Here is a 20,831-nt window from a genome sequence, read left to right as displayed (position 1 = left end):
GATTAACGCATTATTGTGATGTAACTAACAAATTTTTCTCCCGTAGTCAGGTTCCTGACGATGTAGTAGTAAGTACCGTCCGGCACATCTTCGCCATAGCGGATGCCCGTGTTACACTTACCATTCCAGTTGTTCTGGTAACTATCGCTGCGGTATACTACGTTACCCCAACGGTTATATACTTCCAGCGCGATGCGGTCGGTGCCTACACCCTGCAGTACAAAGAAGTCGTTCTTACCGTCACCGTTCGGCGAGAAGCCTTCCGGTATGCGGATCTTGATCTCTGGCAAACCAACCGGCGTTACCTCATTTTCATCCGGCATGCCGTCGTTGTTGGTATCCGGGTTAAGTCCTACCGTAGTCAGGTCCGTTACCGTTGCCCCGCCTGAAGCGGTACCACCGGCCGTAGCACGGTTGTTGAACGTACCGAAGCGGCCATTCGGGAACACCTTCATATCCAGCTTCACGCTATCCGTCACACCAGGTGCCAGTGCGCTGGAAGCAGCCAGTAGGTTGATATTACCGCGACCGTTGTACTGCGCGTTTGCCACCAGGTTGCCTGTCGCCGTTACTGCCACGACTCTCGCGTCCATTGGTGCCGGGAACACATTGGTGAGGTCATCATTCAGTGAAATATTGCCTAATGCCGTATTACCCATGTTTCGCACGACGAACGTGAAGGTGAACTGGTAAGAACCATCCGGCAGCAGTATCGGTTCAGATACCGCTTTGGAAGCGCCTATCATCGCACGGGTGATGTCGGAGATCACAAAGACGATCTTACCTTCATCGCAAAGCGCCGGCGAGCCATTGTCGCAGATCCTGTACGTAGCGCTGTCGAGGCCATAGTAGCCGGCATCCGCAGTGTAAGTCACACTACCGTTCGCATTGATTACCAGCGTACCATTGCGCGGTCCTGTTACCAGGCTGCTGGTGAGCCCAGGCCTTCCGTTCGGATCGGAGTCGTTGGTGAGTACATTACCATTCACTGGTGTTGGCCCTGTTACCCGCAGCGTATCGTCTATAGCAACTGGCGGCAGGTTAGGCGCTACGATGAACGTAATACGGCCCGTATCACAACGTTGCGGTGTACCGTTGTCACACACCCTGTAATCCACCGCATCAGTTCCTACGAAACCAGTATTCGGTGTATACGTAAACGTTCCATTCGCACTGAAGTTGATCGTACCATTGGCAGGTTGTGTAATGAGACTGCCCGTCAGCGTATTACCATCCGCATCGCTGTCGTTGGCAAGCGCGTTGCCTGTCACCGGCTGTGGACTAACTGTGCGGGCCGTATCATCCACCGCTAACGGAGCCCGGTTACCCTGGCCAACCACAAACACTACCCTGGCCGTATCGCAACGTTGCGGAACGCCGGCATCACACACGCGGTAGTCCATAAACTCGGTACCGGTGAAGCCCGTGGCTGGTATGTAAGTGAAGCTACCATCGCTATTGAGCGTCACGCTGCCATTAGCTGGTGCGGTCAATATGGTGACAGTCATCGTACTATTCTCAGGGTCCCTGTCGTTCGTTAAAACATTGCCCGTAGCCGGCGTCAGGTTGTTCGTCCGTACCGTATCATTATTGGCTTCAGGCGGCAGGTTACCCTGTATCACCCTGAACACCATCCTGGCTGTATCGCAGCGTTGCGGCGTACCGTTGTCGCAAACCCTGTAGTCTGCGAAATCGTTGCCGGTGTAACCTGCATTCGCAGTGTAGGTGAACGTGCCGTCGTTATTTAATACCAGTGTACCGTTTGCAGGTGCGGTTACGACAGACGGCGTTAATGTACCTCCATCCGGATCGCTGTCGTTCGTTAACACGTTGCCCGTAGCCGGAACGAGGTTGTTTACATTCATCGTATCGTTGTTTGCGATCGGTGCCCGGTTACCCTGAACTACTGTGAAGGTCACACTAGCGGTATCGCAGAGCGATGGCGTACCATTGTCACATACCTGGTACACAAGTGTGTCTGTACCTGTGAAGTTTGCGTTCGCAGTGTAAGTAAGGCTGCCGTTTGCGTTCAGTACTACCGTACCATTTAACGGAGCCGTTACCAGCGACGCGGTGAGGTTATTACCATCCGGATCCGTATCGTTGTTCAGTACGTTACCAGTAGCAGGCTGTAGGTTGTTTACGCCGATGGTATCCCTCATCGCAACCGGTGCACGGTTACCGCTTACCACCGTGAAGGTCACGCTGGCCGTATCGCAGAATGAAGGTGTGCCATTGTCGCATACCTGGTACACGAGTACATCCGTTCCGGTGAAGCCAGCGTTGGCGGTATAAGTAAGACTGCCATCTGCATTCAATACCACCGTACCATTCACAGGTGCCGTTACCAGTGAAGCCGTGAGGTTGTTGCCATCCGGATCGTTGTCATTCGCCAGCACATTCGCATTGGCCGGTTGCAGGTTATTTACATTGACTGCATCATCCATCGCGATGGGCGATCTGTTACCTTGTCCTACGATGATGAATACGTATGCAGTATCACAAAGCGCCGGCGTTCCATTGTCGCACACTGCGTAGATCGCCGTATCAATTCCTGCAAAACCGGCGTTCGGCATATAGGTGGCGCTACCCAGACCGTTGATCACGATCTGACCATTGGTTGGTTGTTTCACTACCGTGGCGTTCAGGATCGAATTACCATTTGCGTCCGTATCGTTCGTGAGCAAGTTACCCGTTACCATCTGTGAGCCGACCGTACGTAACGTATCGTCATTCGCCACCGGCCGCTGGTTTACCACTACCAGGAAGATCGTCGCCGTATCACAGGCTGCAGGCGTGGCATTGTCGCACACCTGGTAGGTGATAGTTACCGTTCCTACAAAGCTATTATCTGCGGTGTACGTGTAGCTGCCGTTACCGTTAGACTGCAGCGTACCGCTGGATGGCGCATTCAGTAGCGTTACCGTCAATGCGTCACCATTTGGATCGCTGTCGTTCGTAAGCACATTGAACGTCGCGGCAGCTGGCACCAATACCTGCACCGTATCATTCACCGCAACCGGTGCCTGGTTCGCCACAAATACCATCACCTTCGCCGTATCGCAGGCACTTGGCGAACCATTATCACACACCGCATACAGCAGGCTGTCGCGGCCCTGGAAGCCAGGATTCGGCGTGTAAACAATACTACCGTCCGCATTCAGTACCACCGTACCATTTACCGGTGCTGTTACCATTGAAGTCGACATATCATCTCCTTCAGGATCCACATCATTATCGACTACACTGCCAGCAATCGCACCGCCGTTCGAGTATAACGTATCTGGCAATGCGACAGGAGCATCATTTACAGAAGTTACCGTAAACTTAAGCACAGCCGTATCGCAAAGCGATGGCGTACCATTATCACAAACCTGGTATACAAGGCTATCTGTACCGAAGAAGTCTGCAGCAGACGTATAAGTAAAGCTGCCATCGGCATTCAATACCACCGTACCGCTCTCCGGTGCAAGTACCAGCGAAGCCGTTAACGTATTTCCTTCAGGATCCGTATCATTCGTAAGTACATTGCCTGTCACCGGCACATCTTCCGTTGTCGTCACCGTATCATCCTGTGCTACCGGTGCATCATTATCTGCCTCCACATCGAATATTACTACTGCACGGCTACAACGGCTGGTAGGATCACAAATCTCATAAGTAATACTGTCTATACCGTTGAAGTCCGCCGCAGGCGTATATACCAGGTTGCCTGTAAGGCTCAGCGTCGCCGTACCATGTTTCGGACCGGTAATAATAGTAGATGAGATCACATCCCCATCAGGATCGTAATCGTTCGTCAACACATTCGCATTCGCCGGCTGATCTTCTGTTACAGCCACGGTATCCCTCACTGCCACCGGCGCATCCGGCACGGCAGTAAAGGAGAAGCGGACCACACCCGTATCGCACAATGCAGGCGTTGAGTTGTCGCAAACAAGATATCTGAAACTATCTACCCCATTGTAATTCAACGCAGGCGTATAAGTAAACGTTCCATTCGGGTTAAGCACCAGCGTACCATGCGCAGGATTGGTCACCACCGTTGCGTTCAGCGGTCCGCCGTCCGGATCGATGTCGTTCGCCAGCACATTACCAGTCGCCGGCTGATCTTCCGTTACATTGATCGTATCAGCCACCGCGATTGGCGCATCATCTACCGCACCTACGATAAACCGCACGATGCCTGTATCACACTGAGATGGCGTACCATTGTCACAAACCAGGTACACCAGGCTATCCGGGCCGTTATAATTTGCATTTGGCAGATAAGTAAAGCTGCCGTCAGGATTAAATCCTATCGTACCGTGCGCCCCGCCATTGATCAGCGTAGCCGTGAGCGTACCGCCCTCTACGTCCGTATCATTAGTCAGCACATTACCGGATGCCAGTACATCTTCTGTCACCAGCACCGTATCATTCACTGCGACTGGTTTATCGTTTACAGCCGCTACGAAGAAGCGCACTACACCTGTAGCACACTGCACCGGCGTACCATTGTCACAAACACTGTACACCAGGCTATCTGCACCATTATAGTTTGCATTTGGCGTATAAGTGAAGCTACCATCGCCGTTCAACACCACCGTACCATTAACGGGCGCTGTCACCAAAGTAGCCGTAAGCGTGCCTCCTTCCACATCGATATCATTGGCCAGCACATTGCCTGTAGCCGGCATATCCTCTGTTACTGTAATCGTATCCGCCACTGCAACCGGTGCGTCATTCACTGCACTTACGATAAAGCGTACAATGCCTGTGTCACACTGCGATGGCGTACCGTTGTCGCATACCAGGTATACCAGGCTATCCGGGCCGTTATAGTTTGCGTTCGGCAAATAAGTAAAGCTGCCATCCGGGTTAAATCCAATCGTTCCGTTTGCGCCACCATTGATCAACGTGGCCGTCAGCGTACCGCCTTCTACGTCCGTATCGTTAGTCAGCACATTTCCAGATGCCAGCACATCTTCCGTCACCAACACCGTATCATCTACGGCCAGTGGCTTGTCGTTCACAGCCGTTACAGTGAAGCGTACAATCGCAGTGTCGCAGATCACCGGCGTTCCGTTGTCGCAAACTGCGTATACCAGGCTGTCGGCTCCGTTGTAGTTCGCGTTTGGTGTGTACGTGAAGCTGCCGTCAGCATTCAGTACGACAGTGCCGTTCACCGGTGGTGTCACCAGTGTTGCGGTGAGGTTGTTTCCGTCTATGTCGGAGTCATTCGTTAACACATTGCCTGTGGTTGGAGTATCCTCTACTACCGTTACAGCATCGTCTAAGGCCAGCGGCTTGTCGTTTACGGCTGTTACGGTGAAGCGCACTATCGCAGTGTCGCAGATTACCGGTGTTCCGTTGTCGCAAACCGCGTATACCAGGCTGTCGGCTCCGTTGTAGTTAGCGTTCGGTGTGTACGTGAAGCTACCGTCAGCGTTCAGTACGACAGTGCCATTCACCGGTGGTGTTACCAGTGTTGCGGTGAGGGTGTTTCCGTCAATGTCGGAGTCGTTCGTTAAAACGTTGCCTGTGGTTGGAGTATCCTCTACTACCGTTACAGCATCGTCTACGGCCAGCGGTTTGTCGTTTACGGCTGTTACGGTGAAGCGCACTATCGCAGTGTCGCAGATTACCGGTGTTCCGTTGTCGCAAACCGCGTATACCAGGCTGTCGGCTCCGTTGTAGTTAGCGTTCGGTGTGTACGTGAAGCTACCGTCAGCGTTCAGTACGACAGTGCCATTCACCGGTGGTGTTACCAGTGTTGCGGTGAGGGTGTTTCCGTCAATGTCGGAGTCGTTCGTTAAAACGTTGCCTGTGGTTGGAGTATCCTCTACTACCGTTACAGCATCGTCTACGGCCAGCGGTTTGTCGTTTACGGCTGTTACGGTGAAGCGCACTATCGCAGTGTCGCAGATTACCGGCGTTCCATTGTCGCAAACGGCGTACACCAGGCTGTCGGCTCCATTGTAGTTCGCGTTTGGTGTGTACGTGAAGCTGCCGTCGGCATTCAGAACTACACTGCCGTTCACTGGTGGTGTCACCAGTGTTGCGGTGAGGGTGTTTCCGTCTATGTCGGAGTCGTTCGTTAACACGTTGCCTGTCGTTGGAGTATCCTCTACTACCGTTACGGCATCGTCTACGGCCAGCGGCTTGTCGTTTACAGCTGTTACGGTGAAGCGCACTATCGCAGTGTCGCAGATCACCGGCGTACCGTTGTCGCAAACGGCGTATACCAGGCTGTCGGCTCCGTTGTAGTTTGCGTTTGGTGTGTACGTGAAGCTGCCGTCAGCGTTCAGAACGACAGTGCCGTTCACTGGTGGTGTCACCAGTGTTGCGGTGAGGGTGTTTCCGTCTATGTCGGAGTCATTCGTTAACACATTGCCTGTGGTTGGAGTATCCTCTACTACCGTTACAGCATCGTCTACGGCCAGCGGCTTGTCGTTTACGGCTGTTACGGTGAAGCGCACTATCGCAGTGTCGCAGATTACCGGTGTTCCGTTGTCGCAAACCGCGTATACCAGGCTGTCGGCTCCATTGTAGTTAGCGTTCGGTGTGTACGTGAAGCTGCCGTCAGCGTTCAGAACGACAGTGCCGTTTACCGGTGGTGTCACCAGTGTTGCGGTGAGGGTGTTTCCGTCTATGTCGGAGTCATTCGTTAACACATTGCCTGTGGTTGGAGTATCCTCTACTACCGTTACAGCATCGTCTACGGCCAGCGGCTTGTCGTTTACGGCTGTTACGGTGAAGCGCACTATCGCAGTGTCGCAGATTACCGGTGTTCCGTTGTCGCAAACCGCGTATACCAGGCTGTCGGCTCCATTGTAGTTAGCGTTCGGTGTGTACGTGAAGCTGCCGTCGGCATTCAGCACAACCGATCCATTAGCCGGTGCAGTCACCAAAGAAGCCGTCAATGCATCCCCATCAAGATCAGCATCATTCGTCAACACATTACCCGTCGCAGGAGTATCCTCAACAACAGTAACCGCATCGTCCACAGCCGATGGCTTGTCGTTTACAGCCGTTACCGTGAACCGCACCACCGCCGTATCACAGATCACTGGCGTACCATTGTCGCAAACGGCGTATACAAGACTGTCAGCTCCGTTATAATTCGCGTTCGGCGTATAAGTAAAGCTGCCGTCAGCATTAAGCACCACCGACCCGTTAACCGGCGCGGTCACTAAAGACGCAGTCAATGCATCACCATCCAGATCAGAGTCGTTCGTCAGCACATTGCCAGTGGCTGGGGTATCCTCTACCACAGTCACCGCATCGTCCACAGCCAACGGCTTGTCGTTTACAGCGGTTACTGTAAACCGCACCACCGCCGTATCACAGATCACAGGCGTACCATTATCGCAAACGGCATATACAAGACTGTCAGCTCCGTTATAATTCGCATTCGGTATATACGTAAAGCTGCCGTCAGCATTCAGTACCACGCTACCATTCACCGGTGCAGTCACCAAAGAAGCCGTCAACGCATCCCCATCAGGATCAGCATCATTCGTCAACACATTACCCGTTGCAGGAGTATCCTCAACGACAGTAACCGCATCGTCTACGGCCAGCGGCTTGTCGTTCACAGCAGTCATCGTAAACCGCACAATCGCCGTATCGCAGATCACCGGCGTTCCGTTATCACAGACCGCATACACCAGGCTATCCAATCCATTATAATTCGCATTCGGTGTATACGTGAAGCTACCGTCAGCATTCAGCACAACCGATCCATTAGCCGGTGCAGTCACCAAAGAAGCCGTCAACGCATCCCCATCAGGATCAGCATCATTCGTCAACACATTACCCGTTGCAGGAGTATCCTCAACAACAGTAACCGCATCGTCTACGGCCAGCGGCTTGTCGTTCACAGCAGTCACCGTAAACCGCACAATAGCCGTATCGCAGATCACCGGCGTTCCGTTATCACAGACCGCATACACCAGGCTATCCAATCCATTATAATTCGCATTCGGTGTATACGTGAAGCTACCGTTAGCATTCAGCACAACCGATCCATTCACCGGCGCAGTCACCAAAGATGCACTCAACCCATCCCCATCAAGATCAGCATCATTCGTCAACACATTACCCGTCGCAGGAGTATCCTCAACAACAGTAACCGCATCGTCCACAGCCGATGGTTTGTCATTCACAGCAGTCACCGTAAACCGCACCACCGCCGTATCGCAGATTACCGGCGTGCCGTTATCACAAACCGCATATACCAAGCTATCCAAACCATTGTAATTAGCATTCGGCGTATAAGTAAAGCTGCCGTCAGCATTAAGCACGACCGACCCATTTACCGGCGCGGTCACTAAAGATGCAGTCAATGCATCACCATCCAGATCAGTATCATTCGTCAGTACGTTGCCGGTTGCAGGGGTATCTTCTGTAACGGTCAGCGTATCATCTATGGCTACTGGTTTATCGTTTACATTAACTACAGTAAAGCGCACTACCGCGGTGTCGCACAATACGGGGCCTCCATTGTCGCAAATGCGGTACACGAGGCTATCCGGACCGTTGTAGTTCGCGTTCGGGGTGTAGGTGAAGCTGCCATCGGCATTCAACACTACGGCTCCATTTACGGGCGCTGTTACCAGGGTGGCGGTTAGTGCGTCGCCATCAGGATCGGAGTCGTTGGTGAGGACGTTGCCGGTCACCAGGCTGTCTTCGCGGGCCGTCACATTATCGTCTACAGCCAGGGGCTTGTCATTAACGTTTTGAACGTTGAAGGTGACGATAGCGGTATCGCAGAGATTGCCGGTATCACAAACGGCGTATACGACCTGGTCGATACCAATGAATGGTACGTTCGGCGTATAAGTAAAGGTGCCGTTCGGGTTAAGGGTGAACACACCATTGGCCGGACCAGTCACCACACTCGCAGTCAACGGATCATTATCGGGATCGCTATCGTTGGCGAGAATGTTGTCGGACACGGAACTGCGCTCGTCGAGGGTGTATACGTTATCTACTGCGACTGGCGCGTCGTTTACGGTATTAACGGTAATGAGCACGGTACCGGTATCGCGCAAACCAGCAGCGTCGTATACCACGTACCAGAAGGTATCCACGCCAAAGTAATTGGGCGCAGGGGTATACAGGAAGGAGTTATCGCTATTTACACGCAGGGTGCCGTGCGATGGGTTACGGAGAATGGTGACGTTCAGTGCGTCATTTTCATCCACATCCACGTCATTGGCCAGTACACCCGGAGCAGGCACACTAAGGGCTATGTCTTCATTCGTACTGTAATTATCATCTCCCGCTACCGGCGCGTCGTTCCTCGGTTCGATGATCAGGCGGATAAGGCCGGTATCGCAAAGGCCACCCGGATCGCATACTTCGTACTGGATGCTGTCTACTCCATTGAAGTTCGGCAGCGGACGGTAGGTGTAGGTGCCGTCAGGATTAGCGGTAAAGCTACCTTTGGTGAGACTGCCAATCGGTCTGCCGTTAAGTACATCGCCGTCGGGATCGATATCGTTGATCAGCGCCACGCTCGGCGGGAAGGTGATCACGGTATCCTCAGCCCGCACAAAGAGGTCATTTACGGCGATTGGCGCATCGTTTACGGCTGTTACGGTGATGTATATCTTCGCGGTATCGCAAAGGCCGTTGGCTTTACACAGCTGGTACACGGCGCTGTCGAGACCATTGAAGTTCAGGGCAGGTGTGTACTGCAGGTTGCCACCTCCGTCCAGCGACAACTGCCCGCGGGTAGTGGTGGTTACAATGCTTGCCGTAACCGGATCATCGTCGCGGTTAATATCGTTTGCCAGAATGCCCGGAGCAGGTACGTTCAGTACGTTGTCCTCAGCGATAGTGAGTGAATCGCTCACCGCAACAGGCACATCGTCCACGGCGGCAATATTGAGTACAACAGTGATTTGTCCGCAGGATTGTGGCGTGCCATTGTCGCAAATGTTAACCGTAAACGCATCCTGTCCATTATAATTCGCATTCGGAGTATAAGTGAAGCTTCCGTCTGGATTCAATACCAGTGTGCCCGATTGCGGACCGTCTATGAGGGTGGCCGTCAGCGGATCACCATCAGGGTCTGAACTATTACCAAGTACACCAGGAGCTGCCACTGTGAGCGGTGTATCTTCCGTTGCGTTGAAGGTAATACCAGCAACCACCGGCGGATCATTCACCGGCAGCACATCAAAGTAAGCGATGGCGGTATCGCACGCAGCCTGTATGTCACAAAGCGAGAAAATCACGCTATCCCTGCCATTAAAGTCCCGGTCAGGCACATAGCTAAAGCTTCCATCCGCATTGAGGGTGAGCGTGCCATGGATCGGACCGGCTACCAGTCCGGCCACAATGTCTTCGCCATCGGGATCTTTGTCGTCTCCGATAATACCCGGCGCAGGTTCGGTCAGCGGCTGATCTTCTGTTACTGAATAATAGATCGGGCTGGCGACAGGCGCGTCGTTCACCGGGGTGATAATTAACCTGATCAGGCCAGTATCGCACAGTCCTGCAGGATCGCACACGACGTAGTAAATACTATCGGTGCCGTTAAAGTTCCGCGCCGGTGTGTACGTGTATGTGCCGTCAGGATTGGTGGTGAAGGTGCCTTTTGTAAGCTGACCCAGCGGCGTGCCCGTCAATACATCTCCATCCGGATCAAAATCATTAGCCAGCACCACGCCCGGACCGAAAGTGATCACCGTATCTTCTGAACGGGTGAATACGTCATCTACAGCAACCGGCCGGTCGTTCACGGGCGTTACCGTGATCCTCACTACAGCCGTGTCGCAGGCGTCAGATATATCACAGGCACGGTATACAAACGTATCTACACCATTAAAGTTAGGATTAGGCCTGTAAGAGAATGAGCCGTTGGTATTCAGTAATACTGTACCGTTGGCAGTAGTTACCAGCACAGACGCCAGCGCCTCTCCGTCCGGATCGGTATCGTTGGCAAGTACGCCGTTAGCCGCATCCACTTCCAGGAAGCCATCTTCTGCCAGCGTGTAAGTGTCGCCCAATGCAACGGGTGGGTCGTTCCTCGGCACGATGATGAGTACGATATTGCCGGTGTCGCAGAGCGATGGGTTACCGTTATCGCATACCACATAGTCAATGTAATCGATGCCGTTGAAATTCGGCGCCGGCGTATATGTGTACGTACCATCAGGGTTTGATACGAAGGTGCCGTTGCTCAGGGAACCGATCGGGTAGCCTGAAAGCACATCCCCATCTACATCAATATCGTTGATCAACACCACGCTTGGCGGGAAGGTGATCGTCGTATCTTCTGCACGATAGAACGTATCTGCAACAGCTACCGGCGCATCGTTAACCGGCAATACGTTGATGTACGCTTTCGCTACACCGCAGGCGTTACTTACGTCGCAGGCGCGGTAGGTGAAGCTATCCAGACCATTAAAATTCAATTGCGGGGTGTATACAAAACCACCGTTTCTGTCCAGCGTTACCTGTCCACGCGCAGGTGGCACGTCGAGCGATGCCACCATGGGCTCTGCATCCCGGTCGAAATCATTATTCAGCACGCCGCCCGTAGAGGCTACGGTAAGCGTATTGTCTTCGTTAACCGTGTATAAGTCGTTGTTTGCAACAGGAATGTCGTTCACCGGCGTGACGGTAATATTCAGCCTGCCGGTGTCGCAAAGCGACGGGTTTCCATTATCGCACACGATGTATACCAACTGGTCGGATCCGCTGAAGTCGGCGTTAGGTGTATACGTGTAACCACCTGTGGCATTGATGGTAAACGCACCAAAGGCCGGCGATACCAGGGTCGTGTAAGTAACCGCATCGTTATCGACGTCCAATGCAGCGGTAATCTGTCCGCTTACAGGCGTATCCTCTGCAGTGGTAACACTATCAGAAGCAGCTACCGGCGCATCATTCACCGGCCTTACAGTAATGGTAACCGTACCCGCATCGCAGGCGTTGTTGGCATCACATACATTATACGTAAACTGGTCAGTGCCGTTGAAGTTGAGATTTGGAATGTATACGAATGATCCGTCTGCGTTCAGCGTAAGCGTACCATTCGCCGGCGGCGTTGCTATAGTTGCAGAAAGCGTGGTATTATCCGGATCGGTATCATTGGCCAGTACGCCAATAGCGGCAGGGATCGTTAAAGTGCTATCCTCTCCTATTGCGTACTCTGGCCTGTTATCATCTACTGCTACCGGCGGATCATTGGTTTCCCCTACATTGATGATGATGGTCGCCGTATCGCAGGCCCCGTTGGCCTCGCAAACGCTATAACGAATGGTAATTGTACCGGTAGTATCCGTCGTCGGTGTAAACTGGAACGACCCATCAGGATTAAGCACCAGCGTACCCTTCGTAGCAGGAATGCTACCGATGAGGGAAACCGTCAGCGGATCATTTTCCCGGTCTACATCGTTGCTCAGTACGCCCGGTGCTGCCACATTCAGCGGCACATCTTCCGGGGTATTGTATTCATCGTCCCTGGCCTGAACCGTATCGTTCACCGGTGTGATATTAATCACGACCAGCCCGATGGCGCAGGCTCCGCCGGGATCACATACATTGTACCGGAACGTATCCACGCCATTGGCGTCTGCATCGGGCGTATAGGTGAAGCTACCATTGTTGTTCAGCACCACGGCGCCTTTTACCGGCTGGGTATTAATGCTGGCTATCAGCACATCTCCATCCCGGTCGGTATCGTTGCCTAACAAACCTGGTGCGGCGATCGTCAGCGGAACGTCTTCTACTGCGTTGAGCGTATCGTTCACAGCTACCGGTGCATCATTTGTATTGTTTACGACGATGCGCACCACGCCGGGCGAACAATTATTGGAAGGATCACATGCACGATAGGTAAAGCTATCGATACCATTAAAGTCGGCGTTAGGGGTGTAAATAAACCCACCATTGGCTGATACGGTCACCACACCATGCGCCGCCTGTACCTGCAATGCCGCCGTCATCGCCTCTCCATCCACTTCCACATCGTTCAGTAACACACCTGGTCCCGGAACGGTCAGCACCGCATCTTCGTCTACCGAATAGTTATCGCTGGCGGTTACCGGCGCATCGTTTACGGCCGTAACGGTAATGGTCACGGTAGCGGTATCACAAAGTGAAGGCGCACCGTTATCGCATACACGGTACACGAACCGGTCAATACCGTTGAAATTCGCTCTTGGCGTGTATACAAAGCTGCCGTTGGCATCAATAGTGATGGTGCCGTTAACCGGAGGCGTAAACACGCTGGCGCTCAATGTTTGCCCCTGGTCAGGATCAACATCGTTGGCCAGCAGCCCGGGAGCGGCGATGGTCAATGGCAGATCTTCGGCCACAGTATAATTGTCATCGCCCGCTACCGGCGGATCAGATACGGGTGTGACTGTGATCACCACCACGCCCGTATCGCACAGCGACGGGGTGCCGTTATCACAGGCCCGGTAAGTGAAGGTATCGGTGCCATTGTAGTTAGGCGCAGGTGTGTAAGTGAAATTACCTGCGGCATTCAGGGTAAGTGTACCATGCGCTGGCTGACGTACCACCACAGCGGTGAGCGGGTCATTATCCAGGTCTACATCGTTAAAGAGTACACCTGTACCGCTGATGGTGAGGGTCGCGTCTTCCTGCACGGTGTATGCATCATTGCCTGCTTCGGGCGCATCGTTGGCCGCAGCCACCGTGAGTGCTACCCTGCCGGTTACACAGGCGCCGGATGGATCACAAACGCGGTAGGTAAAGGTGTCGGCCCCATTGTAGTTGGCGGCCGGTGTATAAACAAAGCTGCCGTTACTATTAACAGTTACGGTACCATGTACCGGATTGGTAGCAATGGTAGCTGTAAGCGCATCTCCATCCGCATCGGTATCGTTCGCTAACAAGCCGGGCGCAGCTATGGACAAAGGCACATCTTCGGTTAATGTATAGGTATCATTGCCCGCCACCGGCGCGTCGTTGACGGCAGTAACGGTAATGGTCGCGGTTGTCGTATCGCAAAGGTTGCCACCGTCACATACGCTGTAACGGAAGCTGGTTACGCCGTTGAAATTTGCAGCCGGCACAAAGTTGAAGCTGCCGTTTGCGTTCAGCGTGAGCGTGCCATTCGGTGTGGTAGATACAAGGGTTACGGTTAACGCATCTCCATCTGCATCACGGTCGTTGAACAACACACCCGGAGTTGCTACGTTGAGCGTATTGTCTTCTGCAATGGTGTAAGCATCCGCTGCTGCTGTTGGACGGTCATTCACAGCGGTCACGGTGATGCTGACAGCGCCGGTATCACAGGCGCCGCTGTTATCGCAAACGCGATAGGTGTACGAATCGGGACCATTATAGTTGGCGGCAGGTGTATATACAAAGCCGCCATTACTGTTCATTGTTAGTGTGCCATGCAGCGGCCCAACTAAAACGGCAGCCGTTAAGGTGTTTCCATCCACGTCGCTGTCATTACCCAACACACCCGGGGCAGTTACCGTCAACACACCATCTTCCGCAATAGTATAGGTGTCGTCCGTTGCCACCGGCACGTCGTTCACCGGGTTAATGGTAAACGTTACAAGCCCGGTATCGCATAGCTGCGGCGTACCGTTATCGCATAACCTGTAAGTGAACTGGTCGGTGCCATTGAAGTTAGCGTTTGGCGTGTAGGTGAAGCTGCCATTGGCATTCAGTGTCAGCGTTCCGTTTACCGGACCGGCCACTACTGCCGCGCTCAGTGCGTCGCCGTCGGCATCAGTATCATTACCCAGTATGCCCGGGATCCCGATCGTCAGGGGTACATCCTCATTGAGTGTATAACTATCGTCCACGGCCAGCGGTTTGTCGTTTACGGCAGTCACCATAAGATTGACCGTAGCCACGCGGCAGGCGCCGGAAGCGTCGCAGGCACGATAGGTATAGCTATCATTGCCGTTGAAATTAGCATTCGGTGTATATATAAATGAACCGTTGGCATTGAACGCCAGTGTGCCACGGGCAGGCTGCGTAACCACAGTGGCCGTAAGCGGATCTCCATCCGGATCGGTGTCGTTTGACAGCACGCCGGGCGCGCCTACGCTCAACGGAACATCCTCCGCAGTGGTGTAATTATCGGCTGCTACAATTACAGTATCATTCACCGGAGATACGGTGATCGTTACCACACCTGTGTCGCATAATTGTGGCGTGCCATTGTCGCAGATGCGATAAGTAAAGTTGTCGATACCATTGTAGTTGGCGTTCGGCGTGTAGACGAAATTGCCTGCCGCGTTCAGCGTTACGCTGCCATTTAGCGGCTGCACAATCACGTTGGCTGTCAGCGGGTCGTTATCGGGATCGGTATCATTGGTGAGCAGACCAGGTGCTGGAACCGTGAGCGCCACGTCCTCATTGGTATTGTAGGCATCGTCGATCGCCAGCGGCTTGTCGTTCACGGCGGTCACATTGATGGTGACAGTCGCGGTGGAACAGGCGCCGCTCGCATCGCAGGCGTTGTAGGTAAAGTTATCCGGACCGTTCGCATTGGCGTTCGGTGTATATACAAAGGAACCATTCGTGTTTAGTGTTAAAGTACCTTTCGTGGGACCAGTTACCAGCGCCGCTGCCAGCTGATCGCCATCTGCATCGGTATCGTTGGTGAGCACCCCGGCTGCGGCCACGGTAAGTACATTATCTTCCGCCACGGTGTATGTGTCGGCGTTCGCTACCGGCACATCGTTCACATTACCTACATCGATGGTAACGGTTCCGGTATCGCAGGTGTTGGATGCGTCGCATACTTTATAGGAAAACACATCCTGCCCGACATATCCCGCTCTTGGTGTGTAGGTAAGTGACCCATCGGAATTGATCACCAGCGTGCCATTGGCGGGGAACGATACCACGCTGGCCGACAACTGCTCGCCATCCGCATCGAAGTCGTTGGCCAGCAGTCCGGGTGGCGGAAGGTTCAACACCTGGTCCTGCAGCGCGTTGATCTTATCGTCGCCTGCAACAGGTACGTCGTTCACAGGTATGATCGTAAGCGTTACGGTAGCCACATTCGATACCGTACCAAGATTATCTTTAATGGTGTAGCTGAAGTTATCAGTGCCATTGTAGTTGGCAGCCGGAATATAGATCACAGTGTTGTTGGCATTCACGGTTAAGGTACCGTTTGCAGGTTGGGTAACGATGACTACGCTGCCAGCCTGCAAAGTACCGTCTGCATCGCTGTCGTTCGCTGCTACGTTAATCGTTACCTGTGTATCTTCATTCGTGGTTGAGGCGTCATTTTGTGCTACTGGCGCCGCGTTCACCGTGATGGTTACATCATCGGAAGAGGCGGTACAAGGTGCATTGCTGATCGTCCAGCGGAATACATAGTTACCCGCCACCAGTCCGCTTACGCTGGTACCTGGTTGTGTCGGATTTTGAATATTGGCGGTATTGGGGCCTGATACCTGCGTCCAGGTGCCGTTACCGACTGTAGGCGCATTGCCTGCCAGTGTAACGGCCGTAGCGTTGAGAGGTCCCTGGTCCGCGCCGGCATTGGCCGTTGTTGGTGCGGCCGTAACGTTGATCTGTACGATATTGCTGGCTACTTCGCCGCAGGCGCCGGAACTTACGATCCTTCTGAAGATCGTATTCTGCGAAATCGCGCCTGGCGCGTAGTTCTGCGCGGTGGCAGTACCAGCTGCCGTCGTAAAGTTTGCGCTACCTGTTGTGCTGCTCTCCCAGCGATAAGTAAAGCTGCCACTACCGCCGGCCGGCACAGACCCGGTGAGGGCTGCCGGAGTACTACCTGCGCAAATCGTCTGGTTGGCCGATATGGTATTATTTCCAATGGCCGGATTGATGGTCACCGTCAGCACGTTACTGATGGCATCCGCACAGGCGTCGGAACGAACGATGCGGCGATAGTAAGTGGTCGTAGAGATAGATGGCGCATCATAAGTAGCGGAGGTAGCACCGGTAATATCTGCAAAACCAGTAGTAGCACTCGTTGTTGAGCTTTGCCACTGGTACGAATAAACGCCGTTGCCCCCCGTAGGTGCCGCCGTTTGCGTGAATACGGCCGGATCACCACTGGCACAAAATGCCTGCGAAGCTGCAACCGTACCGGCCGTCAGCGCCGGCGTAACCGTTACCGTAATCGTATTACTAACAGCATCCGTACAACCTTCAGAACTTACCACCCTGCGATAGTAGGTGGTGGCTGAAACAGACGGCGCATCATAAGTAGCGCCCGTTGCCCCGGTTATATTTGAGAAACCGCTTGTAGCGCTGGTTGTAGATATCTGCCATTGATAAGTGTACACACTATTCCCACCGTTGGGAGCAGCCGATTGTGTAAAGGCAGCCGGATCACCGCTCACACAGAAGGTTTGATTCCCGGCCACCGTGCCGGCTGTGAGCGCGGCATTCACCGAAATGGTGACCACGTTACTGATGCCGGCCGTGGTACAGGCTCCGGAAGTGACCAGCCGCCTGTAATACACCGTTGCGGCAGCAGGCGGCGGATCATATGTTTGCGCGATCGCACCGCTGATATTACTCCAGGTGCTGTTATCGAGACTACTCTGCCACTGATAGGCAAATGTATTATTGCCGCCTGACGGGGTAGTTCCTGCGATAACGTCCGCATTACCAGAGCCGCAGAATACGGCGGTTGCAGGTGCGGTGATGGTGTTATTGGAGATTGCCGCCTGCACCGTAATCATAATTACGTTGCTGCTGGACGGCGTACTACAGCCTCCGGAAGTTACCTGCCGGCGGAAATAAGTGGTGGCCGAAATCGCCGGTGGGTCATAGGAAGTGCCTGTAGCACCGCTGATATTTGTAAACGTTACATTGTCGGTGGAGCTCTGCCACTGGTAACCATAAACACCCGTGCCACCTGTAGGCGTAGACCCTGTAATCACAGCCGGATCGCCCGACGCACAGAAGGTGGTGGTCGCCGGTGCTGTAACGGTATTGTTCGCCAGCGCCGGCAGTACGGTAATCGCCACATCGTCGGCACTCACGGTACATACACCGCTGGCAATAGTCCAGCGGAAATTATAGGTACCTGCTACCAGTCCGGTAACGGTGGTGTTACTGGCGCCAGGCGTGGTGATCGTGGCCGTATTCGGACCGCTTACCTGCGTCCAGGTGCCGGTACCGGCAGCAGGCGTGTTACCCGCAAGTGTAGCGGTCGTAACAGCACATAAGGCCTGGTCGGCTCCTGCGTTCGAAGTAGTAGGCACCGGGCTTACGACCAGTGTAGATATTTTGATATTGTTACACCCTACACCCGAAGGCGCACTGTCACACTCCGACTGCGGATCAGTCGGTGCAGCGGCGTCAGGGTTGGTCGCATCCGGGTCGGTGTAATCGGCAGGACGCATAATACTGGCCGTTACAGCGAGGTTGCCGCCAGCAGGTAAAGAGGATATGGTACCAGTGATGGTAAACGTTACCGTACCACCATTGTTCATATTTAAGGTCGCATTCAGTTGCGTGGCAGTAGTAGAGGACGCCGTGACCGTTGCACCGGACGTAACCGGTGTACCAAAACTTAATCCCGTCAGGTTAGCAGGAAACACCATTCGTGCCGTAGCACCGGTCACCGCGCTGGGACCGTTGTTGCGCATGGTAACAGTGTAAGTAACCGTTTGTCCCACGCACAATGCGGCCACATTGGGCGTTACACTCACCGTTTCAAGATCGGATTCGCGCAGTTGTATCGCTACCGAAGAAGTAAGCGGTGCACTGGTGGTGTACGTCCAGGTATCGAGAATAACTTCATTACCGAAGTCGGATGAACTGTATGCCGTGGAGCCCCACCTATGGCCGTTCGTGGCGCTACTGATACCATCGATCGTGGTTTTAATCGGGTTGGATGGTGTGCCTGTAAACGTAATGTTAGTATCGTCCCAATACACAATATTTCCCTGGTTACCGCCATTCGTTCGGGTGATAACAATGCCGTTTACATTGTTCTCCACATCAATAAAGGGGAAGTGTAACTCCCCCGTGAATAATATCACCCGCATGTTGACCGTCGTACTTCCCGATGTCGTCACTTTCACACCTTGTCCATTCAAACCATCCCAGAACACCGAATTGGCCCCGACGACCGCCGTACCGGTAAGTCGCCGGTCTACCGCGTCGGAATACACCCCGTTGTTATTTACATCGATATCTACTGCATAGTTGGTGGTAACGTTGGACGAGAACCCGATATAACCGCCCGTCGGGTTTGTACCGGCCACGTTCTGCGTACCTTCCGCCCCCTGAACGAATAGTTGGTCGCCACGGGACTGGTCGGCTGCGTAATCAGCCAGGTGGTGCCGGTTCGCGTGGTGGCCGATGTGGGCATTGTTTCATCCGGCGCATTAAAGAAAAGTTTAGCGGTATAGTCTGTTTCCGTATCCTCTTCGCGGGGATCCTGCATATTGAAGCCGGAAAGGTCGTTGAAGCTTTTGTACGAAGGCTCTCCTGCCGCGGTTTGTACACCCTTGTTATTTACGAAGAAGGAGAAGCCATAACCGGTTTGCCCGTTGTTATTGATCGTGTAACGATAACCGTCGCGGGTAAGTGCATAGAACAGCGCATTAAAAGGCTGGTTAAAGTTACCAAGGCTACCTGTGAAAATATTAGTGTAAGTACGGCCGGTAACCCATCCTGTGTTAGCCGTATTTCTTACCGATACGTCGAAAGCCGCAATGTACGCGGTGTTAGGCTGCGTCCAGTTGCCGGATGCACTGATAGCGGCCGGCTGCGTAGTACTGTTGGCGTTAGGCGGCAGGAAGTCGATTTCCCAGATACCGCCCTGGGTATTACTTACCGGGAAAGTTGCCGACGCGTAACCACCGAGGTTGAGCAAGAGAATAAAAGGCCCTGCCACTTCCTGTGAGCGGTTCGTTATTCTTCCCGTAGCGCCATAGTTTTGCGTTGAATATGTTGTGCCGTTAGGTGCACGAAGTACGATGTATCCTCCGCCTATCCCCTGCGCACTGGAACCCACGTGAATCGTTTCGCCGGGGCGTACAAATACCTTTACCGTACCAAGTGTAGGATAGATATTGGTAGCGTTGGGCACCGTGGTGCTATACATAAATGCCCGGCTGCCGCCATTGGCGTTCATTTCCTTACTACCCTCTGCGAGCGTTTGTTTAAAAGGGTTAAAAACAAACAACAGTAACAAAAATCCGGGCAATAAAAATCCATTCAATTTACATTGCTTGTAAAATTGAGTCATCGTTTACAGGAATATGGTGATATACTATGTGTTCTTTACAGGTTAATGAGCGCTATGGCGATTTTGAAACCATAGCTGGGGCTAACGCCTTACCGGTTAAGGCAAGACGATAGAAAGATTTTAGTATCTGGATTTAGTATTTCGTGTATCTGTTATTGTGAAATATTTCTGCTCGTTTCCGGGAGTTAAATTCGGATTTTTTCGCTGCTTCCTCCCGAAATAAAATGTTAACCGACTGTTAACCAGACTACGGCTGTGGCGGCTTCCCGCTGATTTATTTGCGACTATCTCGTGTATGGTTTGGGAGAGTTGCTGCATGCTGTGAGTATTGCAGCTGCTTGCTTCGGTGATCGTTCGATGATCCTTTAGTGATCCTTTACGGACCCTTCGTTCATCCTTCGTTAATGTTTCGTTCATCCTTCGTTAATGTTTCGTATCTGAACGTAGGTTGAACGTAGGTTGAACGTAGGTTGAACCTAGGATGAACCTAGGCAGTTGCAAGGATGGTGCAAGGATGTTAAGTGGATAATACTTCGGAACAGGGTTTACACCCTGGATATCTGACGCCCGGCACCGACAGCTATTCCTGAGCAAAGACTATCGACGAAGATTGCTTCATTTCATTCGCAATGACGGAAAGGGAAAATTG

General features: G+C 53.1%; 2 protein-coding genes. Both read right to left on the bottom strand.

Translation table 11 applies throughout. The annotated features are described in order from the left end of the window. Nucleotides 1–2: 2 nt before the first annotated feature. Nucleotides 3–19,193: an Ig-like domain-containing protein gene (locus MKQ68_RS05975; RefSeq protein WP_264282506.1), complete on the bottom strand. Its 19,191-nt coding sequence runs from the start codon at nucleotides 19,191–19,193 to the stop codon at nucleotides 3–5. Continuing rightward, complete coding sequence (locus tag MKQ68_RS05970; RefSeq protein ID WP_264282505.1) at nucleotides 19,124–20,128, bottom strand: hypothetical protein; 1,005 nt, start codon at nucleotides 20,126–20,128, stop codon at nucleotides 19,124–19,126. Before MKQ68_RS05970 ends, MKQ68_RS05975 begins: the two co-directional genes overlap by 70 nt. Nucleotides 20,129–20,831: the final 703 nt, after the last annotated feature.

Origin of the sequence: Chitinophaga horti, from assembly GCF_022867795.2 — a bacterium.
GTDB classification, from domain to species: Bacteria; Bacteroidota; Bacteroidia; order Chitinophagales; family Chitinophagaceae; genus Chitinophaga; species Chitinophaga horti.
Note: the sequence above shows the minus strand (reverse complement) of the source record. Positions and strands in the feature narration are given on the sequence as shown.